Origin of the sequence: Fluoribacter gormanii, from assembly GCF_900156395.1 — a bacterium.
GTDB classification, from domain to species: Bacteria; Pseudomonadota; Gammaproteobacteria; order Legionellales; family Legionellaceae; genus Legionella; species Legionella gormanii.
Genome location: NZ_FTNL01000003.1, coordinates 53614 through 80392, shown reverse-complemented (window position 1 = coordinate 80392; position 26779 = coordinate 53614). Strand labels below are relative to the sequence as shown.

Below are 26779 nucleotides of genomic sequence, written 5' to 3'. Positions count from 1 at the left end.
TATAGCCTGGGTGGAGCGCAGCAAAACCTGGGAAAGTAAGTTTTTATATATAAACCTGGGTTCTGCTGCGCTCTACCCAGGTTGCAAAATTTATTAATCTATGTGGAATTTATCCAGTCGAGTACATTGTTTAAATCAATTTCCTGATGAAAAGGTGAGTTGTTATGTTAAAAGAGATGATGAATTAGGCTGTGGAATTAGTGGTTCAAAATTACGTAAATATGCCAGCCTTTTTCCTTTTTTAATGGCGCAGGGGATTAAGCACTTAATTATTATTGCCGGACATCAATCCAATAATTTACTTGCCGCTTTGCAGTTAGCCCGAGAATTCAAGCTGAAAGTGACTGCGTTTTTGATTAAGCCGTGGAAGTTGGAACTGCAAGGAAATTATAAATTAAGCCGGTTATTTCTTGAGGAACAGGAAATTGTCTGGATTGCTCGTAACGATTGGCCTAAAGTTAATGAACTGGCCTCTGATTATTTACAGACACTAAATGAACCTGGATTTGTTTTGCAAGAAGGAGCGAGTGTTCCGCAAGCAATGAATGGCGCATCAACTCTTGCTGATGATATTAGGATAAATGAGCATATTTTAGGGTTAGCGTTTCAACATGTTTTTATTGATGCCGGAACAGGTTTTTCTGCCGCGGCCCTCATTCAAGGGATGGCTCGATTAAATCACTCAGCACAGATTTATGTATTGCTATTAGCCGATGATGAGGCAACATTTCGGAATAAATTAAAACAATGGCTTGAATTAATTCCCCAAAATTTTCTTTGCTTTTATCCTACTACAGCTAAAGCTTTTGGCTCCGTGAATCAAACCATTAAAAATGAAGTAAAACGTTTAGCGCGAGAAGAGGGTATTTTGGCTGATCCCATCTATGCGGCCAAATTATTTTACGAGTCTAGAAACTACATTAAAAACGAGCAATTGGAAGGTAATGTATTAATTATTCACTCCGGAGGGACCTTAACGATGCCCGGATTTGATTATAAATAATTTGTGGCATTAATTTCATTCAACTACCCCCTTGAAATTTACCGACTGAAACCCTATATGACAATAAATCATAAGAAATGTGTTAGTCATAGGAGAGTAGGTAAATGTCGAGTAAGCAACAAACCATGGGCTTTCAAACCGAAGTAAAGCAAATGTTGCATTTGGTAGTGCATTCGCTTTATAGCAACAAGGAGATCTTTTTACGCGAGTTAATTTCTAATGCTTCGGATGCATTAGATAAGTTAAGATTTTTGGCTTTATCAAATGGTTCACTTTATGAAAGCGATTCTGATTTAAAAATAACTATTGATGTTAATGAAAAGTTAAAAACTATAACTATCAAAGATAATGGTATTGGTTTAAGTTGGGATGAGGCTGTTGAAAATTTAGGTACAATAGCGAAATCAGGTACTAAAGAATTTATGAGTCATTTAACTGGCGAAAGTGCGAAAGACTCTCAGTTAATTGGGCAGTTTGGTGTGGGATTTTATTCAGCATTTATTGTTGCAGATAAAGTAACTGTCAAAAGTCGACGTGCGGGTTTGAAACCTGAAGAAGGAATTATTTGGGAATCTGCTGGAGAAGGGGAGTTTACCATTGATTCTGAGAATAAAGTAACTCGAGGTACTGAAATCACGTTACATATTAAAGATGATAATGATGAGTTCCTGAGTAATTGGCGTATACGCAGCGTTATCAGCAAATACTCAGATCATATTTGCTGGCCCATCGTTATGAAAAAAATATCTGAGGATGATAAAGAGTCGAAAGAATATGAAACGGTAAATAAGGCAACTGCTTTATGGACCATGCAAAAATCAGATATTACTGATGAAGAGTACAAGCAACTCTATAAACACATTTCACATGACTTCCAAGATCCATTGACTTGGTCACATAACCACGTTGAAGGAAAGAATGATTATGTTTCTTTGCTTTATATTCCAGCTCATGCACCATTTGATTTATGGCAACAGGAAACGAAACATGGCTTAAAGCTATATGTTAAACGTGTTTTCATTATGGATGATGCGACCCAATTTTTACCACGCTACTTACGCTTTGTAAAAGGTATTGTTGATGCAAGTGATTTACCACTCAATGTGTCGCGAGAAATTTTACAAGATAACAAACAAGTAGAGAGCATCCGTTCTGCATGTACAAAGCGTGTTTTATCCATGCTTGAAAAAATGAGTACCCAGGATAAAGAAACCTATCAAAAATTTTGGAATGAATTTGGGTTGGTCTTAAAAGAGGGGCCGATTGAAGATTTTAACAATAAAGAGACAATTGCTAAATTGTTGCGTTTTGCAACCACTGCAACTGCCTCTGAGAAGCAAGAAGCAACATTGGATGAGTACATCAGTCGCATGAAAGAAGGATAGGATAAGATTTATTATATCACTGCGTCCACTTATAACGCGGCCAAAAATAGTCCTCATTTGGAAATTTTTAGGAAAAAAGGAATTGAAGTATTACTCCTTAGCGACAAAGTCGATGAATGGTTAGTTGGCTATCTCAGTGAATATGCAGGAAAGAAACTCCAATCTATTTCCAAGGGTAAAGTGGAGTTAGGGGATGAGTCACCTGAACAAATTAAAGAACAGGAAAAAGCACTGGAACCTTTGTTAAACCACATTAAGAAGGTTTTAGATACACGAGTTAAGGATGTTCTGGTGACGAATAGGCTTACAGATTCTCCTGCTTGCGTTGTTGCTGATGAGCAAGATATGGGATTAGAAATGCAGCGTATTTTGCAGGCTGCCGGTCAACAGGTGCCAATGAGTAAACCCGTATTTGAAATCAACCCTGATCATCAAATCATTAAACGGCTACATGATGTCCAAGATGATGATTTATTTGAATTATGGGTCACTATGTTGTTTGAACAAGCTGTTTTAGCTGAGGGTGGTCAATTAGATAATCCAGCAGATTTTGTAAATCGAGTAAACAGATTATTGGTTTCATCTGCGGTTTAGAGATTAGTTTTATTTCTCGTCGTGTCCTGCCTATATCCTGCGTCTTATTCGTGGGATATAGGCTAAATTAAGTGCCATTCACTTGATCAAATTAATCCAAGGCTTCACTTGCGTATTATTAGTTATAGGTAAAAGCTTGCCCAGTTGGATCATCCATTTCTGGAGCTGTTGGTTGTATCAAAAATTGATATGCACCGTTGTTTGTCAATTGCGGAGTCAGTTCATTAGTGAATAGCTGAGTGCTTGGATAGGTAACCGTTACTTTTCTTGCCTGCTCCCATTGTAATTGTGCTTTTTGCTGTAAACTCAAATACTCCCTAGTTACTTTACTTATTTCTTGCTCCGCAATATTGAGTTTACTTTTTAAATCCGGAATTACCGTTTGTTCTAATGAAATCATTTCACTTGTTTGTTGAGTAATCTGTTCATGATTCGCTTCAATAGTTACTTTGTTCTTATTTAATTGATTGCTATCGATACTTGTTTTGATTGCATAGATCAATGCTGCAATGAAAATGCTAAGGGTAATAGCAGCAAGTACTGCAGCAGGGGCAAGAACTAAAGAAGTGATAGCGACTACCCCTCCTTCGATAGCGAGTCCAGTTGCTGCTGCCCCTCCTGTAAAGAGAAGAAAAAGGAGTCCTACTTTAGCAAGTTTATTTCTATAGTTTCGAGAATTCTCGGTCGAGGTTTCTAATTGTTTATTTGTCGCTGCTAAATTTAAATTTGTAGATGCCAACTGCGGATTTGAGGATTTAAATTGTTCGACCTTTTTTTCACTATCGCGAATTTGTTGTACTAATCGACTTTTATAACGCTGCTCTTCTTCTTGGACGGCTTTTCTATTGTTTTCCTCCGCTTTTGTTGCAACATATGCTTTCATGCATTGAATGATTTGTTTTAGCGCTTGATATTCCGGGTAATTCAGCTTGACTACGGAGGATAATAGAACCTCAAGCTTTTTGAGGTAAATTTGATAGCTTATCTCATTGGCTTCCTGCAGTAATTGTGCTTTTTTTTGAGTTAGCTTTTCATGTGCTAACTTAATGGCTTCTGTCACTGAAGTACGGTTTATTTGCGAAAGTTGTAGTAAGTTAGGATCATCCTTCGAACGAGCATCTTGTCTTACCTCTCGTGCACGAGCACGCTCTTGTCTTTGTTCCTTTTTTTTGGAAAGTTCGGCAAGCTCTTCGATTATTCTTTTGTACTGCTCAACCTGTTTTTTTAATTTTAATTGTTGGAGTCTTAGCAGGTTAATTTCGAGTGACTTTATTTGTTGAATAAGTTCATTTTTTTGAAGCTGAAGATCTTCTTGTATTGAATTTGGATGGCTATGAGTTGTTTCCAAATGAGGAACATTTTTTGGGTGAGTATGAGTAGTTGTTACGTGTTGTTGTGATGCTTCAGGATGTGAGTGCTCGTGTTTATCATGCTGTGTTTCTGGGTGAGTATGGTTATGAGGAGATGTTTCTGTTGCTGGATGGGCGTGATGCCGAGTTGTTTCTTCATTCTTTTGATTATTTATATTAATTTGTTCTTCAATCCGTTTTAAATGGAGTTGAAGACTTTGAATATGCTTTTGATCTTTGTTTATCTCACGTTCTTCTTCTCTTAGTTCCTCTTCAATGCGTTGCAAATTACTTTTTAATTGAGTTGATAGACGCCAATCATCTCGTTCTTGCTGCTCGTCAGCCTTTTCCTCCATTAAATCGTGTTGTTGTTGATTTTTACATGCATCTGAAATTAGTTGAGATGTTGATTCTTGTTTAGCAGTCGAAAGTATTTCAGAGAGTTCTATATTAACTTCATCAATTACAGCCGAAACAGGCGATGGGAGAATACATGGATTGCGTAGGTCAGAGTAGTCTCTATTATGACGATGAATGTAGTCCGACGTCTTTTCTTCAACTAACAGTTCAATATTTAATTTTGATAGCGACATACTCAATTATCCTTGTAAGTTTTTTTACACATTTTATAGAAGTACATTAAAGAGTCAACAAGTGTTATTTTTAATTGAGTAATCCTGAAAATAATATTTATAATTTCCAGGATTATTAAGAGCGAATATGTGGCGTTTTAAGCGTATGGAAGTACTAATACAGTTGTTCCTACATCAATAAAATTCTCGTTTAACCATTTAGCCGCACCAGGAAGGACACGGATACAGCCATGACTGCTATTGGATTTAGGTACTTCATAAGCAGCATGAATCGCATAGCCATCATGGAAATGCATACAATAAGGCATTTTAGCACCACCAACTACATGACCATCGCGGGCAATAGGGTATTCATTGGATTTGCAGTCAGCCCCCTTTTTATTGAACACATGATAGGTTCCTGTAACTGTGCGACACGTTTCATGAATATCATCACAATAATCCATTCCACCAGAAGCGCTACCTGTCATGACTCTGTTTCCCTGGGCATCATATGCAGCCCATGCATAGGCTTTAGGGTCAAAAACAAAGAGTTTCTTACCATGCACGTCTTTCTTAATGGGAAAAACATCGCGACCTCTTGTATCATCTTGATAGGGAGTTGTGTAATGTAATTGACCTGCATCATCTGCAATCACATCAGGCTTGTCAGTCACACAGGAGGCAATTAGAAGGCTAAGTAAAGGTGGGAGATACATTATTTTTTTCATTACATATAATCCTTAAAAACAATGAAATACTTACTGCAAAAAAAAGGCTCGAATATCGAGCCCTTTTTGAGAGACATAAGAAAACTCTAATTTAAAATTGATTATTCGTCAGTTAAACGAAAATATTTCGTTCCAAAATATCTTTGAAGTTTCTTTCTGATTGTGCCGCGGCTTATGCCTAGCATCTTAGCAGCTTGCAGTTGATTGCCACGACGTTTTTCCATTACTGCTTGCAGTAGTGGAGGCTCAACTTCAGATAATATCATATCGTAAAGATCGTCAATGTTTTTGCTTTTGTTTTCAGTGAGAAAACGAGAGACTAAATTGTAGACTAGATCTTGGAGACCTTGGTCTTGTTTAGTTATGCTTAAAGTAGCTTCAGGTGTTTCAATGACAGTCATCTTAACTTCCTTATTATTAATTAAATCACACATTCCAATTGCTAACATTTAAAATGAAAGCAAAATTAATTGTACATGAAGCATAATTGATATTCTATATTTTTAAGAGAAAACTATGCATTTTTTTCGAGCAATTCATCCACCACAAGATTAAATAATGTGCGATCGGATTTTTCTGAAGACAATGATTCTTTTACCTTATTTAAATTGGAAATCATTTTTGTCGGTTGGTTTGGATCTCTATAAAATTGATCAACATAGCGGGTTAATTCATGAGCATTACAATCATATTGCAAAAACTCGGGGACGATCATTTTGTTTGCTAAAAGGTTGCACAAACCAAAGAATTTAACTTTAATAAATCTCATAGCTAATACATAGGAAAGGAACGAAGACCTATAAATAATACACATAGGTTTTTCTAGTAAAGCACACTCAAGAGATGCAGTACCTGAAGCAACAATAATGAAATCTGCAGCAGCCATGCAGTTTAGTGCTTTCCCTTGTACAAAGCTAATAGGTAAATTCACATTGGAAAAATACTGTTTGATTTTTTCTGGGTTAATTGTGTCTGCAATAGGAATTACAAAATGTAAATTTGGATAACGCTGCTGCAAAATTTGGGCTGTATCACGTAGAACTGGCATATGGTACTTAATTTCGTTAGCTCGACTACCTGGAAGAAGAGCAAAAATGTTTGCCTCTTGAGGAAGACCTAATGCAGTACGTTGAGATTGACTTTCATCAACAGATGCTATTTTTTCTACTAGAGGATGGCCTACAAAATTGACTGGAACCTGAGCCTTTTCATATAAAATTTTTTCAAAAGGCAAAATAACCGCCATTCGGTCAATGCATTTCTTTATAAGGTGAATGCGATTGGCTTTCCACGCCCAAATTTGGGGACTGATATAATACAGGATCTTAATACCTAATTTTAGCTTTGCATATTTTGCCAGTCTCAAATTAAAACCTGGATAATCAACTAGAATCAGTAGATCTGGTTTTTGTTGAATTAAATGCTTTTTAATTGCCAGAAATGCCTTGCGAATCACATGAAGATTACGTATAACTGCTGTAAGTCCTGTCACACCAAGATGAGCCAAATCTGAAATCAAATGTGCTCCAGCTTCTTGCATGTGTCGACCGCCAATTCCACTAATTTCGAGATTGGGGTAGGCGGCTTTTAATTGGCGGATTAAAACTGATGCGTGAACATCTCCGGACTCTTCACCAGCAACAATAACAATGCGTTTAAATTTTTGCATGACGTTCAATTAAGTTATTGTGTATAAGCGAGGTAATTGTTTCTGCAACCTCCAGTGCCTGTAGTCCATCTTCACCAGTCACAAGTGGCGTGCTATCTTCTTGTATGCATTTAATGAATGATTTTATTTCTTCAAATAACGCATCTCCTTGTTCGTACTCTGTTTCTTCGCGAACAATATCAGGGATTCCAGGAAACATTTCGCCTGTTCCTTTTTTGAATACAGCCAGTTTTTTGTTTTGATAATCAATTGAGAGATAGGAGTTTTTTTGGAATATTCTTGTCTTACGTTCCGATTTAAAACTTACACGACTGGCTGTAAGATTAGCCACGCACTGATTGGCAAATGTAATGCGGGCATTTGCTATGTCAATTGCTTTGGTCAGTATGGGTGTACCTTGAGCCAGGATTGATACTATAGGACTTTTAACTATATTTTGAATTAAATCAATGTCATGAATCATCACATCAAGAATCACATTAACATCTGCCCCACGGGGTTTAAACGGAGCTAACCGTTCCGATTCAATAAATAAAGGTGTTTCTAAATATTCATCTAAAGCCAATCGCGCGGAGTTAAAACGCTCAAGATGCCCAACTTGAAGTTTTACTTGGTGCTTTTTAGCAAGTTGAATTAATTCATCCGCTTGGACAACAGTTTCAGTAATAGGTTTTTCAATTAAAACATGTATGCCATGCTCCAAAAAAGCTTTCGCGATTTCAAAATGCTTGTTCGTCGTTGCAGCAATACTTACCGCATCAACTTTGTCAAATAAGTCGTTATAATTATTATAACCAGCAACATTCAGTTCTTGTGATACAGTTTCTACCGCTTTTGGGTTTAGATCACAAACCCCAATTAGTTCTGCATTTGGAAGAAGTTGATATTTTTGTGCATGAAACCTACCTAGATAACCTACACCAATCACAGCACAACGAGTCTTATTCATTTATAATTCAGATATGTTAATTATTTGTGCGAATGATCGCATTTCCTGGATGATAAATCAATTTTAAAAGAGTATTATTGGTCAACATTAATGACTATGAATACACTGATTTTGGATACAGGAAATAAAAATATTATGCTTATAGCTGGAGTTGATGAAGTAGGGCGTGGTCCTTTGGCCGGTGCAGTTGTAACAGCAGCAGTTATTTTAAAAGAACCGATAGAGGGTCTTGCAGACTCAAAAAAATTAAGCGCAAAAAAGCGCGAATTATTAGCTTTGAAAATAAAGGAACAGGCCCTTGCTTATGCTTATGGCAGGGCAGAAGTAGATGAAATCGATACATTGAATATTCACCATGCAACTTTGCTGGCTATGCAGCGAGCAGTTGAAGCGTTACCAATTAAACCGGATGAAGTATTGGTTGACGGCATACATATACCCAAGTTAAGTATTCCTTGTAAGGCAATTGTTCAAGGAGATGATTTGATCCCAGAAATCAGTGCCGCTTCAATTCTTGCCAAGGTGCTCCGAGATGCGGAAATGGTAGCGCTTGATGCAATTTATCCTGGATACGGATTTTCAGAACATAAAGGATATGGGACAGTTGCTCATCGGGAAGCATTAAATCGACTCGGTCCTTGCATGATTCATCGTCGAAGCTACGCACAAGTAGCCGCATTGCTTTAATGTAATCGTCCACGCTCTATAATAACACTTCAGAAGCCTCATATACTGATGTATGTTTAGGTTTTCTATGTGTCATTATTTGAGTAACACGCGCTCAAATCCAACCGTTCCCTCTGATTCAAGCGTGCTTCTAGGCTACCTACTCATTTACAATCAATTTAAACTATTAAATAAAATTTTATGTGAGCTGATCGACATTAATATGCCAAAGCTTGCTAAAAAGGTAACCATTGCCGTTCCTCCATAGCTGACTAGAGGCAAGGGAATGCCTACAACAGGAATAATCCCCATAACCATTCCAATATTAACAAATCCAGACATAAAGAAAGACATTGCAAGACTCGCGGCTAAGAGACGTGTATATGTCGTTTGTGCATTCGATGCGATATTCAGGCTTCTCAGTGAAATTAATACAATGAGTGCAATAATAGCGAATCCTCCTGCAAAGCCAAATTCTTCACTTGTCACTGCAAAGATGAAATCGGTAGCATGTTCAGGCAAGAAATTAAGATGGGACTGGCTGCCTTGTAACCAACCTTTACCAGCAAGTCCACCTGAGCCGATGGCAATTTTGGACTGGATAATGTGATAGCCTGCTCCAAGTGGATCTTGTTCTGGATCGAGAAGGGTATAAACTCGTTGTTTTTGATAATCATGCATTACATGCCAGGCTACTGGAATAGCAGAACCTACGAGGATTATTAGTAACAAAATAACTTTAAACCGAATTCCGGCTAAAAACACAACACAAAGCCCTGCTGCTGCAACCATAATTGCAGTACCTAAATCAGGTTGTTTTGCAATAAGTAGTGCTGGGACACAGATAATCAGTCCTGCGATAGCAAGAGATTTAAAGCTACTGGGCCGAGCCTGTCGATCAAAGTACCATGCAGCCATCATAGGGACAGCGAGTTTCATGATTTCGGAAGGTTGAAAGCGAAATAAACCTAATTCAAGCCAACGCTGAGCTCCTTTTCCAATTTTCCCCATAAGCATCACAGCAATTAATAAGGTTAATCCGATACTATATATCCATGGAGTCCATATCTTATATTTATGCGGGGGGATAAAGCCGAGCACAACCATAATGAGTGATGCAAAAATAAGTCTCATGGATTGTCGTAAAATCATTCCTGAATTGGCATTGGATGCACTATACAAAATTAAAAGACCGAAGCTGATTAATAGAAGCAATAGTCCCAATAAAGGAAAATCCAAATGGAGTGATTTTGCTGTGAAGCGATAAACGGGTTTACTGTGTCGTCTGTTCATGAGTTTTCATCGGATAAAGGTGATAGTAAGCATCGAGTACTTTGCGTGCAACCATTGAGGCAGCAACATCATTCTCTACAACCACTGCAAGTGCAATTTCAGGATTTTCAACCGGAGTAAATGCAATAAACAAAGAATTATCGCGTAATGCTTCCGGAATATCCTCATATTTTGCTTTTTCATATTGTCTGCCGCTAAAGACCTGGGCTGTCCCGGTTTTTCCAGCAACCGGATAAGGTGGGTTGCGTCCAAATCGATAACCTGTACCTTCATTGCTGATTAAAACGTTGTGCATAGCATCGGCAACGATATCCCAATTTGCTTCATCTTTAAGGTAAATTGGATATTCTTCGACAGGTTTATATCGCTCTGTCTCGCCACTGTCACTATTTACAGTTTTTGTTAATAAATGAGGTCTGAATCGTTGTCCGTGTTGGCTCAACGAAGCGGTTGCATTAGCCATTTGTAGTGGTGTAGCGAGCATAAAGCCTTGGCCAATTGAAGTAATTAAGGTATCTCCGGGATACCAAGGGACTCCTTTGGTTTGTTTTTTCCATCGTAGGCTTGGAACGATACCTGAGGCTTCTTCATAAAGATCAATATGACTTAAATGTCCCAGGCCAAATTTTACAAGCATATCTTCAATATTAGAAATGCCCATTTTATTGCCTAGTTGATAAAAATATGTGTCGCAGGAAACGGTGATCGCTCTTTTAAAATTAATCATTCCATGTCCTGTTTTTTTCCAGTCCCTATAAATATGACTTGCCGTAGGGAGTTTATATTTACCTGGATCATAAATTGTTGTCGCCGTAGTAATAAATCCTTTATCCAAGCCTGCCAAACCGACAAATGGTTTAATGGTTGAAGCGGGTGGATATACTCCCCGTACAGCTCTATTAAATAAAGGTCTTTGCAACGTATTTGACAGTTTTTTGTATTCTTTAGAACTTACGCCTCCAACAAAAATATTAGGATCAAAGCTTGGTGAGCTCACCATGGCTAGAACTTCGCCATTTTTAGAATTTATCATGACCACAGCACCTCTCTTATCTTTGAGTGCCTCGTAAGCCGCTTGTTGAAGTCTGACATCAATACTTAAGTAGAGTTTTGAGCCTGAATGAGGATTAATTTTGTTAACAACTCTTAATGTGCGCCCACTTACGTCAGTCTCAACCATTTGGTATCCTACCTTACCATGGAGTACATCTTCGTAATATTTCTCAACACCTGCTTTACCAATAAAGTTTGTAGCACGATAATTAGTTGGATCAACGGATCTTAATTCTTCAACATTGATTCTACCAACATAACCCAAAACATGGGCCGTAACTTCGCCTAAGGGGTAGTGGCGCATCAGACGGGCTTTAATACTTACGCCTGGAAAATGATATTGATTGATAGCAAAAATTGCTACTTCTTCTTGAGTTAATTTTAATTTAACAGGTATTGGGACAAAAGAACGGTTTTGCTTTCGGATTCGTTTGAAATTTTGTATGTCTTCTTCTGTGATTGAAGGAATCAATTTTTGTAATTCAGCTAATGTTTGTTCCATGTTTTTAACATGTTCGGGAATTATCTCCAGAACATAAACAGGAATGTTTTCAGCAAGCAAGACTCCATTTCTATCAAGTATTACTCCTCTTGGTGGTGCAATGGGAATAATACTCATTTGATTTTTCAGAGACAAGGTTTGATATTTTTTGAATTCAGAAATTTGTAAAAACGCCAGCCTTAGAACAAGGATTAAAGATAAAATAATAAGAAAAGCAACCAGCAAATTAATTCTAAAAAGTTGATGCTGGGATTCCATCCTATAATTTTTAAAAGATTGATTTCGACTCATTGACGCACAGTCAGTTAAGCTGGACTTAAAGACGTGCATAGTAACTTAAAATTGAATTGTTTACTATAGCTTTCTGATGCGTGTAGCCTGAATGAAATGCGGTGAAATCAGGGCTTCTGGTCTTCGGACTAATACTTTGGTCACAGTGACTACAATGTGATAAATGCTATTTATGATAAGGATGATTATTAATTATAGACCAAGCTCTATATAAGGCTTCCAGCAAAATAATACGCACTAAGGGATGGGGAAGTGTGAGTTTTGATAAAGACCAGCGTTCATCGCATAATTTAAGTATTTCTTGAGAGAGACCCTCGGGACCACCGATTATAAAGCAAAGATGGCTACTTATTTGTTGCAATTGAGATATCTTACATGCCAACTCTTCACTGCTAAATGACTTGCCTTCAATTTCTAGGGCAATGATTCGTGCATTATTGGGTAGGGCTTCTTTAATCAGCACAGATTCTTTTTCTAATACTCGTGATAGGTCTGATGATTTACTGCGGCGTATTAAAGGTATTTCAGTTATTTTAAGTTGAACACCATCATTTAATCGTTTGGCATACTCATTTGAACCTTGGGTAACCCAGTCTGGCATTTTATTGCCTAAAGTAATGATGGTGATTTTTAACATAACGATTTAATATATTAATTAATTTTCGGGAAGTTCTTCCCATAGACCTTCTAAATTATAGTATTGCCTGTATTCAGGTTGCATGACATGAATGATAAAGTCATTAAAGTCAATAAGTACCCAATCACCGGTTTCTAAACCAGTGCAATTCATCGCTGGCGAACCTGAAGCTTTCATATCTTCCATGATTTTTTGTGCAATTGCTTTAACATGTCGAGAGGATCGTCCTGAGGCAATAATCATATAATCTGTAATGGATGTTTGTTTTTTAACATCAATTACTTTAACGTCGATGGCCTGATTATCATCAAGCAGCTGTAAGAGTTTCGTTAATATTGGGTTTTTATCTGACATAAATAAGCTAACAATTATAAAAGGCGCTGAATCATAACAGTATTTTGCCTATATAAAAAGAGCTATAGTGAATACACTCAATTCATTTAAAGGCAAAATCCTGATTTAATTAAAAATATAAAATAAAATTAATAACTTATATTTTCATCGGTTTGCTGTATAGGGAGCATGGGATCCAAGACTGAGTCTGAATAATCATTTAAAGGAACATGAGTTAATAAAAATTTAATCACTGCAAATAAAACCAGACAGCAAAAAGCTGCAATAAATAGTATTCCTAATTGTTGAATAAATGCCGCAGCATAAAGTGTTTTTAATACAGCTATATTGGTTTCTCCTGAAGGAATCGCTGTTAATGAAGCCAATTTGCCTGATAAAAATCCGCCGATTCCAAGAGAAACAAAAAAGATCCCCATTAAGGTGCTTACTTTGTTTTTATCTGCAAGAAGCGTAATTGCAGATAATCCAACTGGAGATAAAAGCAGCTCAGCTAATGAAAACATTAAATAAGCTGGAATGATTAAAAGGGGCGAGAGCAGGGTACTTTTATCAGTGAAATTACTGACAAACGCAATAACAGCATAAGCTGCAGTGGTAATAAATATTGCGAGTAGAAATTTTTTCCCAATACTTAATCCGCGCTCAACTATGTTAAGTTTTGGATTTTTCTTTGCCAGAAAGTAACCGATAAGTAGCATGCCTACGCTTTGAATAGTTACATAATAAGGTGCTGGAAATTGAATACCGCAAAATGTTGGTTCAACAACGCGTGAAATAAACAGGGTTAGTGACATAAACATTTGAAAGTAAAAAGACCAAAATACTACTGAAATGATACACAACAAGCCAATTACCAGAGTTTTTCGCGATTGATTGGCATTTTCTCCGTTGACAGAGTATAAAATGTATCCAGCTGAAAACAATACAACAAGTCCAAATATCAGATTAGCTAATTGAGGGGAATTTAAAATATAGAACGATAAGGACCATAAAAATATCATTAGGAAAACAGCGGCAAAAATCTTTTTGTATTGAAAAACAAAAGGATTATAGTCTTTAATATTGTATTTTTTGATGCCATATAAAAAGACGAAAAAGGCGACGATCATGCCAATTGCAGCACTTGTGAATGAGGCAATCCAACCCAGGTGCTCATTCAAAATACTAGGTAGGGTGGTTCCTAAAATAATACCTGTAGTAATTCCCATATAAAAAATTGTAAAGCCACTTTCACGACGTGCGGACCCCATAAGATATTCATTTCCTAAAAGAGATGAGATATTTGGCTTTAATAGTCCTGTTCCTACGGCAATTGCCGCAAGAGCAGCCGTAAGAGCGGTTGTGTTATCTACTAGTGATAGAACACAGTAGCTTGCAAAGAGCACAACTGCACCGAGTAAAACAGCTCGCTTTTGACCTATTAATTTATCTGCAATCCATCCTCCCACTACAGGAGATAGATAAGTTAATGCAGTGAATGACCCAACCAAAGCATAAACTTGTTTGTCTGGCCATTTGAAATGTAATGCTAAATAAAGTGCTAAAAGTGATTGAACTACATAAAAACCATATCGTTCCCACATTTCAGTTGCGAAAAAAATACGGAGTGACTTTGGGTGTTTTTCAGAGTTAGTATGCACTTTATTTAAATCGATAAGTAAACATGGTGCAATTATAACATAGTAATATAATCCAGCATAGACAAAGTGTATGCTTTTAGCTCATGTTGAGCTGATATTGGTTTATTTGAGAGCAAGCCGCGCGATTATTATAAAATATTCATCCTTGAGTGAATAGGATATAGTGTAAAATTCAGTTATTAAAATTGGTATCTATGCTCTGAAATAGCTCTGGTGTATGATGCTTTTATTTTAGTTCGCTATGGAGTACTCTTAATGGAAGAATTTAAGACAAAGCGTATAATTAGAGCAAGTAAAGGCAGCGAGAAACAAGCTAAAAGTTGGCTTACTGAAGCAGCACTTCGTATGTTGTGTAATAATCTTGATCCCGATGTGGCAGAAGATCCAGATTCCCTGATTGTTTATGGTGGTTTGGGAAAGGCTGCCCGCAATTGGGAATGCTTTAATAAAATTGTAGAAGTACTAAAAACATTAAATGATCAACAGACACTCTTAATTCAATCAGGGAAACCGGTAGGGGTTTTTACCACTCATGAGGATGCTCCTCGTGTCCTTATTGCCAATTCGAATCTCGTTCCGCGATGGGCTACTTGGGAGCATTTTAATGAATTAGATAAAAAAGGCTTGATGATGTATGGGCAGATGACTGCCGGAAGCTGGATTTATATTGGTTCGCAAGGCATTGTGCAAGGGACTTATGAAACTTTTGTTGCTGCAGCTCAGAAACATTATGCTGGAAGTTTGGAAGGGCGTTGGATATTAACTGGTGGCTTAGGAGGAATGGGAGGAGCGCAAACTTTAGCGGGTACGATGGCAGGAGCTAGTGTTTTAGCCGTTGAATGTGATATGTCACGAATAGAAAAACGCATTAAAACAAAATACTTGGATCGTTATACAACAGATTTAGATGAAGCTTTAGCCTGGATAAATGAATCTTGTCTAAAGAAAAGTCCTCTGTCAGTCGCTGTTTTAGGAAATGCTGCTGAAATTTTTCCACAGCTGATTCAACGAGGAGCCTCCCCAGCTTTAGTCACCGACCAAACCAGTGCCCATGATCCTTTAAACGGATATCTTCCTGCTGGGTGGACGTTAGAACAAGCAGTAAACATGCGTAAAACTGCGCCTGAAGAGGTTGTTGCTGCAGCGAAAAACTCCATGGCACTACAGGTTCATGCAATGCTTGAATTTCAAAAAAAAGGAATACCTGTTTTTGATTATGGGAATAATATAAGGCAAATGGCTTTTGAAGCAGGAGAAAAAGACGCTTTTAAATTTGAAGGGTTTGTTCCTGCATACATTCGCCCCTTATTTTGTGAAGGAATCGGACCGTTTAGGTGGGTTGCTTTATCAGGAGACCCTGAAGATATTTATGCCACTGATGAAATGGTAAAAAAATTAATCCCAGACAATAAGCATCTGCATAATTGGCTGGATATGGCGAAGAAGAAAATTGCGTTTCAAGGTTTACCTGCTCGGATATGTTGGGTTGGACTAAAAGACCGAGCCCGTTTAGCATTAGCTTTCAATGAAATGGTTCGCAATGGTGACGTCAAAGCTCCAATTGTAATCGGTCGTGATCATTTAGACTCAGGTTCAGTAGCAAGCCCTAATCGTGAAACCGAAGGGATGATGGATGGTAGTGATGCTGTTTCTGACTGGCCATTACTTAATGCGTTATTAAATTGTGCAAGCGGTGCTACTTGGGTTAGCATCCACCATGGCGGTGGAGTAGGTATGGGATTTTCACAACATGCAGGTGTTGTGATTGTCGCTGATGGTTCAGAAAAAGCCGCACAACGTCTGGCAAGAGTACTCCATAACGATCCTGCAACCGGAGTAATGCGGCATGCAGATGCCGGGTATGAGCTTGCAAAAAAATGCGCTAAGGAAAACTCACTTTGGTTACCTATGGAATCCTAGAATAGATTCGTAGTTGGGTTTTTGTCCCAATAAAAGTTCTTAGTTTGAGTTGTGTACTCAGGATGGGGCAAAGGCCCAACCTATTTTTAAGGAGGTAAATTAATGCAAGAGTCTTTTATTCTTCATCCAGGTGAATTGAACTTGCATTCAATCAAAGAAATTTTAGCAAAACAATTAGATTGTGTTCTTGCTAGAGAAGCATTTGAGCGGATTCATGCATCACATCAAACAGTTAAAAAAGTAATTCTCGACAAAAAAACGGTTTATGGCATCAATACTGGTTTTGGGTCTTTAGCAAATCAGACAATTTCAGAAGAAAATCTGAAACAATTACAACGAAATATCGTACTTTCTCATGCCTGTGGTACAGGCGAACTATTATCTGATGAAATTGTTGCTTTAATTTTATTGCTTAAAATAAATAATTTAGCCCAAGGATATTCCGGAGTTCGTTTAGAGTTAATCGAAGCATTAATCTCCTTATTCAATCATAAAGTATATCCTTGCATTCCAGCGAAAGGATCAGTAGGGGCTTCTGGCGATTTGGCTCCTTTAGCCCATTTATCTTTGCCTTTACTGGGTGTGGGAGATGTGCGACATCAGGGAAAAGTGATCAGCGCACGTGAGGGATTAAAGATTGCGGGGTTAAAACCAATTGAATTAGAGGCTAAAGAGGGGCTTGCTTTGCTCAATGGCCTGCAAGCCTCTACTGCAATTGCTTTAAATGCTTTATTTACCACGGAAAAGTTATTTGAAACAGCACTTATTGCTGGAGCTTTATCCGTTGATGCAGCTAATGGTAGTGATGTGCCATTTGACGATCGAATCCAAAAAGTACGAGGACATAATGCACAGAGAAATGTAGCATCCTATTATAGGGAGTTATTAGCTGGAAGCGAGATTCGTGAAGCCCATCGCCATTGTTCTCGTGTTCAGGATCCTTATTCGTTAAGATGCCAACCCCAAATTATGGGAGCAATACTGCATCAAATACGATTTGTCAGAGAGACGTTACAGGTTGAAGTCAATGCGATTTCTGATAATCCACTTGTGTTTAGTGAGCAAGAGCAAATAATTTCAGGAGGTAATTTCCATGGGGAAATAATTGCCATGGCGGCTGATAATCTTGCTTTGGCTATAGCTGAGATTGGAGCGAGTGCCGAACGACGCATTGCATTACTAATTGATAAAAATTTCAGCAAGTTACCTGCATTTTTAATTAAAGAAAGTGGTTTGAACTCCGGATTTATGATTGCGCATGTTACAGCAGCTGCCTGTGCAAGTGAGAATAAGGCGTTAGCTCACCCACACTCAGTAGATAGTCTTCCAACTTCTGCGAATCAAGAAGATCATGTATCTATGGCAACCAGTGCTGCACGTCGTTTACATGAAATGAATGATAATACTGCAACTATATTAGCTATTGAACTATTAGCAGCGGGACAGGGACTTGAATTTCATAAACCATTAAAATCATCGGTGTTATTAGATGAGATTTATCAGCAGATTCGCTCCCATGTACCAGCTTATGATACCGATCGGTATTTTGCACCAGACATTGAGATAATCAAGCAGCAAATCTTGAATGATAAATTTATTACTCCATTTTTCCATTTATGGGATAAAGATTAGGAATAAAAGTGACTATTGAAATTTATACCGATGGAGCGTGTAAAGGAAACCCAGGTCCTGGTGGCTGGGGTGTTTTGCTTCGTTATAAAGGACAAGAAAAAACCTTGTATGGTGCGGAAGCGCATACTACGAATAATCGCATGGAGCTCATGGCCGCAATTAAAGGCTTAGAAGCCTTAAAGCGTCCTTGTTCAGTTGATCTGTATACCGATTCTCAGTATCTAAGACAAGGAATGACCGAGTGGCTAGCTAACTGGAAAATAAAAGGTTGGCGTAACTCCAAAAAGGAGCCGGTCAAGAATGCAGATCTTTGGAAAATATTAGATGAATTAGCTTCTCGTCATCAAATAAACTGGCATTGGGTAAAAGGGCATTCTGGTCATGTAGAAAATGACTTGGTAGATGCTTTGGCAAATCAGGCGATTGAAGAATTAAGCGAGTAAAATGATGCGTCAGATTATTTTAGATACAGAAACTACGGGTATAGGGCCGGAAAACGGACATCGTGTCATCGAAATTGGCTGTGTGGAATTAGTAGAAAGAAAATTAACCGGGAAACATTTCCATGTATATCTCAATCCTCAGCGTCAAGTTGATGAAGGTGCTTTTCGTGTTCATGGAATAAGTGATGAGTTTTTGCAAGACAAACCACTATTTGAAGAAAAAGCTGAAGAATTTTGGCAGTTTATTGTTGGAGCTGAATTAATTATTCATAATGCCCCTTTCGATGTTGGATTTTTAAATTCAGAGCTCAAGTTGATTCAATGGAACAAAAAACTTGAGGACTATTGTAATATTGTTGATACATTAGTTTTGGCACGTGAAAAATATCCTGGGCAGCGAAATAGCTTAGATGCGTTATGCAAACGATTCGGCATAGATCACTTTAACCGTGAACTTCATGGTGCTTTGCTGGATGCTGAGATCCTGGCATATGTTTATCTGGCAATGACTGGCGGTCAAACCAGTTTATTTTCAGAAGTTGAAGAAACTTCTATTCATGCCAAAGTCAAAACTCAAGAAATTGTTCAACTTCAATTAGAAAATCCTATTGTTTTGCCTGCAGAACGTCAGGAACTTGAATTACATCAAGCTTTTGTCGAGTTTCTCAGTAAGAAATCGGGAGTTAATCATTGGGATGAAAACTGAAGTTTTGGAGCAAACTAATAATTTTTTCTGATTTCTATAATATACAGCTGACAGATACTAGATCCAATTAGGACCTGGTATCCATCATGATTCACTAATTTTAATTTCTATTGACTTTTGGGAATTAGGTATTTCATCGCAAAATCTTTACCAATACATTCTCCAAGCGCCTTTCCCCAAATACCTGCGTTCTCACTATTGATTTTATCAGGAATATTGGCATAAAGTTCTTGCTGACATTTACTGACACTGTCTGGAATCTTGGTAGCACATTGTTCATAAGTCATTTTAATTTCATCAAGTCGCTTTTTTAACTGGGGATCATTTTCAAATCCTTTGCAGATGAGATCAGGCAATAATGGGGTAACTGATTTTAGCCAACTGTCTTTCGATATATCAACTGGGTTATTAGAAGTAGCATTAGAAGAAGCATTATTATTTGAAGAAACACCGCTCGAACTGATACCTCCGGATGTATCTTCAGCATTTATTGTGAAAGAAATAAATGTACTACCTAACAAAATGTACAATCCTGTAAGCAAATGTTTAGTCATGATTGAATACCTTTTAATATCCTTCCATTAAATAGTAGGACAAATATTTTCATTTTGCTTAAAAACAACTGATGATGATCAAAAAATGAACTAGAATTAAGGTGAAGATGGATAAATCACTAGGAAATATTATGGAAAAACAAAGTTCTATTTCATTATCATTAGTTTATATTTTATTTATTCCTCTATTGGTTTTTCTTTTTTGTTCTTCCACTGCTTTAGCTAACACCTTTGTTTTCAATCCCAATACCTTGACTTGGAAGGCTATAGATTCTAATGGCAAAGTTGTGCGAACAGGAAGAGGATCTGGTGGTAGAAAATATTGCCCAGACATCCATAGGGGATGTAAAACACCAATTGGTGTTTTTACTATATGGAGTAAGGGTGGACCTGGATGTGTTTCCAGTCGTTATCCTGTAGGGCGTGGCGGTTCACCGATGCCATATTGCATGTTCTTTACCAAATATTATGCAGTTCATGGTTCTTACGAAGTCCCAAATTATAATGCGAGCCATGGTTGTATTAGAGTGCATCCAGGTGATGCTAAATGGCTAAGTAAAAATTTTATTAAAATAGGCACTAAGGTTGTTGTTAAACCCTATTGATCCTGCATGGTCAAGTAACGAGGCAAAACATATTTTGCTTCGTTACTCTAAAATTATACTGAGCATTATTATCAATAATCATCTTCATCATCAATACTAAATGACGAACCGCATCCGCAAGTAGTTTTCGCGTTTGGATTACGAATTACAAACTGTTCACCTTGTATGCCTTGGACATAATCAATTTCAGCATCGTGTAAATACTGATAACTCATTGAGTCAACTAGAAGTTTTACTGAAGAGACACCATCTGAACATTGCTGAATAACTACAGTATCATCTTCGTTGATTTCTTCATCAAAACTAAATCCATACTGGAACCCAGAACAGCCTCCACCTGTAATTGAGACACGTAGATTCAAGTTTAAATTATCTTCTTCTTTTATTAGCTCTGCCACTTTATCTGCTGCACTGACAGAAAAGTGGATGTCGCTGGCAGTAGGGGATATATCAATAGCAGCCATTTTAACTCCCGTTGTATTATATAAATTATAATGCAATTATCGAATAATTTGTTCAATTGTAGCACCACCCAGACATTGGTTTTTATCATAAAAAACTATATATTGTCCTGGGGTAACTGCTCTTTGTGGATTTGAAAACATCACATAATGCTGATTCTCATTCAGAGGTGAAATGATGCAGCCTTGTTCTGCTTGTCTGTATCGTGTTTTGGCATAACAGGTAAGTGGCAAATTATCCTTACAATCGGCTAACCAATGAATTGGGCTACAAATCAGTCCTTGTGCATAGAGCCTGGGATGTTGACTACCTTGAGCCACGTATAAAGTATTAGTAGATACTTCTTTATCGACAACATACCAAGGATCGTCGGTTGAATTTTGTAATCCACCGATGCCTAGTCCCTGGCGTTGACCTAAAGTGTAAAACATTAATCCATCATGATTACCCAGAACTTTGCCATCGGTGCTTTTGATTTCACCGGGTCTAGCTAAAATGAACTCTTTTAGAAAAGATTTAAAACGTTTTTCACCAATAAAACAAATACCAGTCGAATCCTTTTTTGCTTGAGTGACTAAACCCAATTTTTTAGCGAACTCTCTAATTTCTGGTTTAGTATAATCGCCAATTGGAAACAGAGTTTTTGCTAGCGCTTTAGGATCTACTGCATGAAGGAAATAGGTTTGGTCTTTATCCCGATCTTTCGCTTTGTATAAAAATCCAACTTCTCCTACAATTTTATTTTTAGCATAATGGCCTGTTGCAATATAGTCAGCTCCAAGTGTTAATGCATGATTTAAAAAAGCATTAAACTTGATTTCTTTATTGCACAATACGTCAGGATTAGGTGTTCTTCCTTTTTCATATTCACTTAAAAAATGGGTGAACACTCTTTGCCAATATTCTTCAGAAAAATTAACGGTATGGAGCGGAATATTTAATTGATTACATACGGCCTGAGCATCAGCCAGGTCTTGTGCTGCAGGGCAGAATCCGTCTCTATCGTCTTGTTCCCAGTTCTTCATGAACAAGCCTTCAACTTGATAACCTGCTTCTTGTAATAGCCATGCTGCAACAGATGAGTCAACGCCGCCAGACATTCCAACAATAACTTTAGCTTTCATAAAATTAAGATACCGCTTAATATTCTAAGTTTCAAAATCGTAACCTGGATTTCGCTGTGCTGCACCTGGGCTTCGATTGTGATGACAATATTCAAAAATATAACTCTTTAGGATACGACAAAAATGCTGCACTTACAAGAAATGGTTAAACAAGGCCAACAAACTAAAATGGTGACACTGAGTGAGCGCTTACCTAATTTTATTACCTCTTCCTGTCAATTGGATGTTACTTATCAAGTTGAAGCTAAAGAAGATTTTTATTTAATTCATCTACATGTTAAGGGGCAGTTACCCATACAATGTCAGCGTTGTCTGGACGAATTCAATTTTCCATATGATAATATAACTGTAATTGCTGTATGTCGAAATGATGAAAGGGCAGAACAGATATTAGAACATTACGAATGTATTGTTTCTGAAAATTTGCAGGTGAGTTTGGAAGATATACTAATTGATGAGTTACATCTCTACGCGCCACAATTTCATCCAAAAATTGATGATTGCAGCAATGAAGTAGATCAATTTTTAGTGGGAAAAAATGAATTTTATTGAAATTTTATCTAATTAACACTAATATTCCCGCTTTATGAATGCAATTTGTTTAGGAGTAATACAATGGCTGTACAACAAAATAAAAAGTCACGCTCACGTCGTGACATGCGTCGTTCGCATGATGCTTTGACCAAGCCAACACTGTCTGTTGATGAAACTACTGGTGAAACTCATCTACGTCATCATATGACACCAGATGGTTATTACCGTGGTAAAAAAATTATTGACACTGACACTGTTTACGAACAAGAGTAATTTTCTTGAAAAATATCACCATTGCAATTGATGCGATGGGTGGGGATCATGGTTTGAATGTTGTGATTCCTGCCTGTATTCGCGCAGCAAAGAATGATCCTGATTTGAAACTTATTCTTGTCGGAGTTCACGACAAGATTAGTGCTATTCTAAAAAAACAGGGCGTAGCGTCTTCAAATCAATTTTCCATAGTTCATGCTTCTGAAGTAGTTACTATGGATGAGTTGCCTTCACATGCTTTGCGAAATAAAAAAGATTCTTCCATGCGTGTAGCCATTAATTTGGTGAAAGAAGGTATGGCCCAGGCTTGTGTTAGTGCTGGGAATACTGGTGCTTTAATGGCTACAGCACGTTATGTCTTAAAGACGCTGCCTGGAATCGATAGGCCCGCAATTGTTTCCGAACTACCAACTATGAAAGGTAGAACATGGGTGATTGACTTGGGTGCTAACGTTGATTCATGTGCAGAACATTTATTTCAGTTTGCAGTCATGGGATCTGCGCTAGTACAAGCGGTGGCGAATAAGCCTAAGCCTAAAATCGCCCTATTGAATATTGGCGTGGAAGAAATGAAGGGAAATGATCAGGTAAAACGCACAGCCCACATGCTTGCTGAATGCGAGATTATGAACTATGTAGGTTATGTGGAAGGTGATCATTTTTATACCGGAGATGTGGATCTGGTTGTTTGTGATGGTTTTGTGGGTAATGTCGCCTTAAAGGCGAGTGAAGGTCTTGCAAAGTTGTTTGTAAGTTTACTCATGGAGTCATTTAACAGAAACTGGTTTACCAAACTTTCTGCTTTAATTGCGCGTCCGGCATTAAAGCATCTTAAGAAGCGCTTTGATCCTTCTCGTTATAATGGCGCAAGTATGCTCGGTTTAAATGGCATTGTAGTAAAAAGCCATGGTGGCGCAAATGAATTAGGATTTCAACATGCTATTGAACAAGCAGTTCTTGAAGTTAAAAATAACGTAGTAGATTTAGTACGTGTCCAAATAAATGATTTTATAAATCAGGGATTGCTGTTATGAATAATGCTGTAATACGTGGTACCGGAAGTTATATTCCTGAAAAACAACTTACCAATCTTGAAATTGAGTCAATGTTGGACACTACCGATGAGTGGATTGTTACCAGAACCGGCATCAGCAGCCGTAGCATCGCGCAACCTCATGAAACAACCTCGTATATGGCTTCCAAGGCTGCTGAGCAGGCGTTGATTGCTTCAGGTTTGAATGCTGATGAAATCGATTTAATATTGGTTGCTACGTGTACTCCGGATCATTTTTTTCCCGGAGTGGCGTGTTATGTGCAGCATGCTTTAAAAATCAAACGACCTATACCTGCTTTTGATGTCGGTGCTGCATGTAGTGGTTTTGTTTACGTGATGGATATTGCAAAACAGTATATTACATCCGGTACAGCAAAAAATGTTCTTGTTATTGGTAGTGAAAGCATGTCCAGAGCAGTAGATTGGACTGATCGATCAACCTGTGTTTTATTTGGCGATGGTGCTGGAGCAGTGGTTTTAAGCGCCAGTGATAAACAAGGAATTATGGGAAGTGTGTTACATTCCTCTTATGATGCTGAAAAATTATTAAATCTTAGTAATGCAACATTTGATAATCAACGTGCAACGATCAGCATGCGTGGTAATGAAGTGTTTAAAATTGCTGTCAAAATTATGGGCGATGTTGTTGATGAGGTTCTACAGGCGAGCCATTTGAAAAAATCTGATATCCAATGGTTAATTCCTCATCAAGCAAATATGCGTATCATTCAGGCCATTGCTAAAAAGCTTGACCTTCCTATGTCACAAGTGATTGTTACTATCGGTAGCCAGGGTAATACTTCGGCTGCATCTATTCCCTTGGCTCTGGATCATTCTATTCGGACCAATCAGATTAAAAGAGATGAGTTATTATTGATTGAGTCCTTCGGTGGTGGAATGACTTGGGGAGCTATGGTAATTCGCTATTAATAATTTATTTGAGTCAACTTTTTGAATTAAATTCTTAGTTCGGAGCTATTTTTAAATGGTAAAAACAGCATTTGTATTTCCTGGGCAAGGTTCACAATCAGTTGGTATGTTGGCTGATTTTGAGTTGCAGTATCCTATTGTTGTAAAAACTTTTGCGGAGGCATCAGAAGCAGTAGGTTATGATTTATGGAAACTTGTGCAACATGGACCGGAAGAAAAACTAAATCAAACAGAGCATACACAAGTCGCAATGCTTACTGCCGATGTGGCCGTATATAGAGTATTGATGGAACAAGGTGTTGCCCAACCAATTATTATGGCTGGCCATAGTCTGGGTGAATACGCTGCATTAGTTTGCGCTGATGCATTGTCATTATTTGATGCCGCATGTTTAGTAGCTCGTCGAGGACAGGTAATGCAAAATGCAATACCTTTGGGTCTTGGTGCTATGGCTGCAATTGTGGGCTTAACCGATGAGCAAGTAAAATCTCTCTGCGAGCAAGCCAGTCAAGAAAATGAGGTTGTAACACCAGCTAATTATAACGCAATTGGACAAGTCGTTGTTGCGGGACATACACCAGCCGTTACGCGAATACTCGGATTAGCTGAGGAAGCTGGAGCTCGTCTGGCCAAAGTGATTCCAGTAAGTGTTCCATGTCATTGCCCCTTATTATCTGAAGCTGCCGCATCTTTTGCTGAATATTTGACTAAAATTGAATTTAAAAACACAAAGACTGATGTAGTAAGTAACGTTGATTTAAGCATCTACCATTCTGTACAACACATACGTGAAAAGTTAAAAGAACAATTATATAGCCCCGTTCGTTGGGTTGAAACAATCCAGCTCTTTAAAAATAATGGTATAGAACTTATTTTGGAGTGTGGCCCAGGAAAAGTGTTGGGCGGATTAATTAAAAGAATAGACAGAAGTTTAACTACTATTAGCGTTTACGATACTATTAGTCTGGATCAGGTTGAAGAGCAATTTGCATAGTTTGTCCAAAGATATAACCTATAAAAAATAAACATTTTCTATTGAGGAAATACATGATGAGTCTAGAGGGAAAGATTGCCTTGGTTACAGGTGCAAGCCGAGGAATAGGTCAGGCTATAGCCCTTAAATTGGCGCAGCAAGGTGCTTTTGTATTTGGTACAGCTACTACAGAGCAAGGTGCTCAATCGATTAATGCCTATTTTGAAAAGGAAAAACTATCTGGAAAAGGCTTGGTCCTTGACGTTACAAATTCGGAGCAAATAGAACAAGTAATCGGTGAGTTGTCTCATGAGAATCAATCTCCGTCGATATTAGTGAATAATGCAGGGATAACATCTGACAATTTATTACTGCGCATGGATGATGACGAGTGGTATAAGGTAATTGAAACGAATTTGAATTCAATATACAAAGTGTCTAAAATTTGTATAAAGCCCATGTTTAGAGCACGATGGGGACGTATAATTTCTATTGGATCAGTGGTTGGTTCAAGTGGAAATTCAGGTCAGGTGAACTATACTGCAGCAAAAGCAGGTATTGTTGGTTTCAGTAAGTCCTTAGCTCAAGAAGTTGGGAGTAGAGGGATCACTGTTAATGTTGTTGCACCTGGTTTTATTGATACAGATATGACTGCTGCATTGCCTGATATGGTAAAGGACGAAATGTTAAAGAGAATTCCTATGCGTAAGCTAGGAGAGCCCAAGGATATAGCTGAAGCAGTAGCATTTCTAGCATCAGACAGTGCTAAATATATCACAGGTGAAACAATTCATGTCAATGGCGGTATGTATATGGACTAAATGCACTTGCGTTATCTGTATAAATGAATAAACTATACCACTTCCATTTAACTTTGGTTG

At 37.8% G+C, this 26779-nt stretch carries 26 protein-coding genes and 1 pseudogene; 14 read left to right on the top strand and 13 right to left on the bottom strand.

Features of this window, described 5'->3' with window-relative positions:
• Positions 1-100: 100 nt before the first annotated feature.
• Both BW930_RS03070 and htpG read left to right on the top strand, forming a co-directional pair.
• Positions 101-1003: a pyridoxal-phosphate dependent enzyme gene (locus BW930_RS03070; RefSeq protein ID WP_058469073.1), complete on the top strand. Its 903-nt coding sequence runs from the start codon at positions 101-103 to the stop codon at positions 1001-1003.
• Positions 1004-1107: 104 nt separating this feature from the next.
• Positions 1108-2982 (top strand): annotated as a pseudogene (gene htpG, locus BW930_RS03065) (molecular chaperone HtpG).
• Positions 2983-3100: 118 nt separating this feature from the next.
• On the opposite strand, the gene BW930_RS03060 reads toward htpG, so the two are convergent.
• The 5 genes from BW930_RS03060 to BW930_RS03040 all read right to left on the bottom strand — a co-directional run bounded on the left by BW930_RS03060 (position 3101) and on the right by BW930_RS03040 (position 8252).
• Positions 3101-4924 (bottom strand): hypothetical protein, encoded by a 1824-nt coding sequence (locus BW930_RS03060; RefSeq protein ID WP_058469071.1) that lies wholly within the window; start codon positions 4922-4924, stop codon positions 3101-3103.
• A 137-nt stretch (positions 4925-5061) separates the two neighbouring features.
• Positions 5062-5634, bottom strand: coding sequence for a L,D-transpeptidase (locus BW930_RS03055; protein WP_058469070.1), 573 nt, complete (start codon positions 5632-5634; stop codon positions 5062-5064).
• A 101-nt stretch (positions 5635-5735) separates the two neighbouring features.
• The gene (locus BW930_RS03050; protein ID WP_058469069.1) at positions 5736-6035 is read right to left on the bottom strand and encodes a helix-turn-helix domain-containing protein; all 300 of its coding nucleotides are present in this window, start codon (positions 6033-6035) and stop codon (positions 5736-5738) included.
• 113 nt (positions 6036-6148) lie between these two features.
• The gene (lpxB, locus tag BW930_RS03045) at positions 6149-7303 is read right to left on the bottom strand and encodes a lipid-A-disaccharide synthase (protein ID WP_058469068.1); all 1155 of its coding nucleotides are present in this window, start codon (positions 7301-7303) and stop codon (positions 6149-6151) included.
• Complete coding sequence (locus BW930_RS03040; RefSeq protein WP_058469067.1) at positions 7290-8252, bottom strand: Gfo/Idh/MocA family protein; 963 nt, start codon at positions 8250-8252, stop codon at positions 7290-7292. The genes lpxB and BW930_RS03040 overlap by 14 nt, the downstream gene beginning before the upstream one ends.
• Before the next feature lie 135 nt (positions 8253-8387).
• On the opposite strand from BW930_RS03040, the gene rnhB reads away from it, so the two are divergent.
• Positions 8388-8939: a ribonuclease HII gene (gene rnhB / locus BW930_RS03035; RefSeq protein ID WP_058469200.1), complete on the top strand. Its 552-nt coding sequence runs from the start codon at positions 8388-8390 to the stop codon at positions 8937-8939.
• A gap of 153 nt (positions 8940-9092) precedes the next feature.
• Here the strand turns inward: rnhB and rodA are convergent, their stop codons facing one another.
• The 5 genes from rodA to BW930_RS03010 all read right to left on the bottom strand — a co-directional run bounded on the left by rodA (position 9093) and on the right by BW930_RS03010 (position 14688).
• Positions 9093-10211 carry a rod shape-determining protein RodA gene (gene rodA, locus BW930_RS03030; RefSeq protein WP_058469066.1) on the bottom strand — a complete coding sequence of 373 codons (1119 nt, stop codon included), beginning with the start codon at positions 10209-10211 and terminating at the stop codon, positions 9093-9095.
• Entirely contained in the window at positions 10192-12057 is a 1866-nt protein-coding gene (gene mrdA / locus BW930_RS03025; RefSeq protein ID WP_058469065.1) for a penicillin-binding protein 2, read from the bottom strand. Before mrdA ends, rodA begins: the two co-directional genes overlap by 20 nt.
• A gap of 166 nt (positions 12058-12223) precedes the next feature.
• Positions 12224-12694, bottom strand: coding sequence for a 23S rRNA (pseudouridine(1915)-N(3))-methyltransferase RlmH (gene rlmH / locus BW930_RS03020; RefSeq protein ID WP_058469064.1), 471 nt, complete (start codon positions 12692-12694; stop codon positions 12224-12226).
• Positions 12695-12712: 18 nt separating this feature from the next.
• Positions 12713-13048, bottom strand: coding sequence for a ribosome silencing factor (gene rsfS / locus BW930_RS03015; RefSeq protein ID WP_058469063.1), 336 nt, complete (start codon positions 13046-13048; stop codon positions 12713-12715).
• A 128-nt stretch (positions 13049-13176) separates the two neighbouring features.
• Positions 13177-14688 (bottom strand): peptide MFS transporter, encoded by a 1512-nt coding sequence (locus BW930_RS03010; RefSeq protein ID WP_274519389.1) that lies wholly within the window; start codon positions 14686-14688, stop codon positions 13177-13179.
• Positions 14689-14943: 255 nt separating this feature from the next.
• On the opposite strand from BW930_RS03010, the gene hutU reads away from it, so the two are divergent.
• The 4 genes from hutU to dnaQ all read left to right on the top strand — a co-directional run bounded on the left by hutU (position 14944) and on the right by dnaQ (position 19389).
• On the top strand, positions 14944-16608 hold the full coding sequence (hutU, locus tag BW930_RS03005; protein ID WP_058469062.1) for a urocanate hydratase: 1665 nt from the start codon (positions 14944-14946) through the stop codon (positions 16606-16608).
• Positions 16609-16710: 102 nt separating this feature from the next.
• Complete coding sequence (hutH, locus tag BW930_RS03000; RefSeq protein ID WP_058469061.1) at positions 16711-18240, top strand: histidine ammonia-lyase; 1530 nt, start codon at positions 16711-16713, stop codon at positions 18238-18240.
• 8 nt (positions 18241-18248) lie between these two features.
• Complete coding sequence (rnhA, locus tag BW930_RS02995) at positions 18249-18683, top strand: ribonuclease HI (RefSeq protein ID WP_058469060.1); 435 nt, start codon at positions 18249-18251, stop codon at positions 18681-18683.
• A 4-nt stretch (positions 18684-18687) separates the two neighbouring features.
• Positions 18688-19389 carry a DNA polymerase III subunit epsilon gene (gene dnaQ, locus BW930_RS02990; RefSeq protein WP_058469199.1) on the top strand — a complete coding sequence of 234 codons (702 nt, stop codon included), beginning with the start codon at positions 18688-18690 and terminating at the stop codon, positions 19387-19389.
• Between the two features lie 107 nt (positions 19390-19496).
• Here the strand turns inward: dnaQ and BW930_RS02985 are convergent, their stop codons facing one another.
• A complete protein-coding gene (locus BW930_RS02985; protein WP_058469059.1) occupies positions 19497-19943 on the bottom strand; it encodes a hypothetical protein in 447 nt (148 codons plus the stop codon).
• Between the two features lie 131 nt (positions 19944-20074).
• On the opposite strand from BW930_RS02985, the gene BW930_RS02980 reads away from it, so the two are divergent.
• The gene (locus BW930_RS02980; protein WP_058469058.1) at positions 20075-20548 is read left to right on the top strand and encodes a L,D-transpeptidase; all 474 of its coding nucleotides are present in this window, start codon (positions 20075-20077) and stop codon (positions 20546-20548) included.
• Between the two features lie 71 nt (positions 20549-20619).
• Here BW930_RS02980 and erpA read toward each other — a convergent pair whose 3' ends face one another.
• Together erpA and mnmA are read right to left on the bottom strand one after the other, a co-directional pair.
• The gene (gene erpA, locus BW930_RS02975; RefSeq protein WP_058469057.1) at positions 20620-21012 is read right to left on the bottom strand and encodes an iron-sulfur cluster insertion protein ErpA; all 393 of its coding nucleotides are present in this window, start codon (positions 21010-21012) and stop codon (positions 20620-20622) included.
• Positions 21013-21048: 36 nt separating this feature from the next.
• On the bottom strand, positions 21049-22134 hold the full coding sequence (gene mnmA / locus BW930_RS02970) for a tRNA 2-thiouridine(34) synthase MnmA (RefSeq protein WP_058469056.1): 1086 nt from the start codon (positions 22132-22134) through the stop codon (positions 21049-21051).
• A 123-nt stretch (positions 22135-22257) separates the two neighbouring features.
• On the opposite strand from mnmA, the gene BW930_RS02965 reads away from it, so the two are divergent.
• From BW930_RS02965 to fabG, 6 genes are all read left to right on the top strand, one after another.
• Positions 22258-22686, top strand: coding sequence for a YceD family protein (locus tag BW930_RS02965; RefSeq protein ID WP_058469055.1), 429 nt, complete (start codon positions 22258-22260; stop codon positions 22684-22686).
• A 63-nt stretch (positions 22687-22749) separates the two neighbouring features.
• Positions 22750-22941 (top strand): 50S ribosomal protein L32, encoded by a 192-nt coding sequence (rpmF, locus tag BW930_RS02960; RefSeq protein WP_058469054.1) that lies wholly within the window; start codon positions 22750-22752, stop codon positions 22939-22941.
• Positions 22942-22946: 5 nt separating this feature from the next.
• A complete protein-coding gene (gene plsX / locus BW930_RS02955) occupies positions 22947-23975 on the top strand; it encodes a phosphate acyltransferase PlsX (protein WP_058469053.1) in 1029 nt (342 codons plus the stop codon).
• Complete coding sequence (locus BW930_RS02950; RefSeq protein WP_058469052.1) at positions 23972-24925, top strand: beta-ketoacyl-ACP synthase III; 954 nt, start codon at positions 23972-23974, stop codon at positions 24923-24925. Before plsX ends, BW930_RS02950 begins: the two co-directional genes overlap by 4 nt.
• A gap of 55 nt (positions 24926-24980) precedes the next feature.
• Entirely contained in the window at positions 24981-25919 is a 939-nt protein-coding gene (gene fabD / locus BW930_RS02945) for an ACP S-malonyltransferase (RefSeq protein ID WP_058469051.1), read from the top strand.
• A gap of 53 nt (positions 25920-25972) precedes the next feature.
• Complete coding sequence (fabG, locus tag BW930_RS02940) at positions 25973-26719, top strand: 3-oxoacyl-ACP reductase FabG (RefSeq protein WP_058469050.1); 747 nt, start codon at positions 25973-25975, stop codon at positions 26717-26719.
• The last annotated feature ends 60 nt before the right edge of the window (positions 26720-26779 follow it).

Coding starts and splice junctions, on each gene's coding strand:
- dnaQ (WP_058469199.1), top strand. CDS start 18,688: ATGCGTCAGATTATTTTAGATACAGAAACTACGGGTATAGGGCCGGAA.
- rpmF (WP_058469054.1), top strand. CDS start 22,750: ATGGCTGTACAACAAAATAAAAAGTCACGCTCACGTCGTGACATGCGT.
- hutU (WP_058469062.1), top strand. CDS start 14,944: ATGGAAGAATTTAAGACAAAGCGTATAATTAGAGCAAGTAAAGGCAGC.
- BW930_RS03055 (WP_058469070.1), bottom strand. CDS start 5,634: ATGAAAAAAATAATGTATCTCCCACCTTTACTTAGCCTTCTAATTGCC.
- mnmA (WP_058469056.1), bottom strand. CDS start 22,134: ATGAAAGCTAAAGTTATTGTTGGAATGTCTGGCGGCGTTGACTCATCT.
- BW930_RS03040 (WP_058469067.1), bottom strand. CDS start 8,252: ATGAATAAGACTCGTTGTGCTGTGATTGGTGTAGGTTATCTAGGTAGG.
- rsfS (WP_058469063.1), bottom strand. CDS start 13,048: ATGTCAGATAAAAACCCAATATTAACGAAACTCTTACAGCTGCTTGAT.
- mrdA (WP_058469065.1), bottom strand. CDS start 12,057: ATGAGTCGAAATCAATCTTTTAAAAATTATAGGATGGAATCCCAGCAT.
- BW930_RS03050 (WP_058469069.1), bottom strand. CDS start 6,035: ATGACTGTCATTGAAACACCTGAAGCTACTTTAAGCATAACTAAACAA.
- rodA (WP_058469066.1), bottom strand. CDS start 10,211: ATGAACAGACGACACAGTAAACCCGTTTATCGCTTCACAGCAAAATCA.
- erpA (WP_058469057.1), bottom strand. CDS start 21,012: ATGGCTGCTATTGATATATCCCCTACTGCCAGCGACATCCACTTTTCT.
- rnhB (WP_058469200.1), top strand. CDS start 8,388: ATGCTTATAGCTGGAGTTGATGAAGTAGGGCGTGGTCCTTTGGCCGGT.
- rlmH (WP_058469064.1), bottom strand. CDS start 12,694: ATGTTAAAAATCACCATCATTACTTTAGGCAATAAAATGCCAGACTGG.
- BW930_RS02985 (WP_058469059.1), bottom strand. CDS start 19,943: ATGACTAAACATTTGCTTACAGGATTGTACATTTTGTTAGGTAGTACA.
- BW930_RS03070 (WP_058469073.1), top strand. CDS start 101: ATGTGGAATTTATCCAGTCGAGTACATTGTTTAAATCAATTTCCTGAT.
- BW930_RS02950 (WP_058469052.1), top strand. CDS start 23,972: ATGAATAATGCTGTAATACGTGGTACCGGAAGTTATATTCCTGAAAAA.
- fabG (WP_058469050.1), top strand. CDS start 25,973: ATGATGAGTCTAGAGGGAAAGATTGCCTTGGTTACAGGTGCAAGCCGA.
- BW930_RS03060 (WP_058469071.1), bottom strand. CDS start 4,924: ATGTCGCTATCAAAATTAAATATTGAACTGTTAGTTGAAGAAAAGACG.
- BW930_RS02965 (WP_058469055.1), top strand. CDS start 22,258: ATGCTGCACTTACAAGAAATGGTTAAACAAGGCCAACAAACTAAAATG.
- fabD (WP_058469051.1), top strand. CDS start 24,981: ATGGTAAAAACAGCATTTGTATTTCCTGGGCAAGGTTCACAATCAGTT.
- lpxB (WP_058469068.1), bottom strand. CDS start 7,303: ATGCAAAAATTTAAACGCATTGTTATTGTTGCTGGTGAAGAGTCCGGA.
- BW930_RS02980 (WP_058469058.1), top strand. CDS start 20,075: ATGGAAAAACAAAGTTCTATTTCATTATCATTAGTTTATATTTTATTT.
- hutH (WP_058469061.1), top strand. CDS start 16,711: ATGCAAGAGTCTTTTATTCTTCATCCAGGTGAATTGAACTTGCATTCA.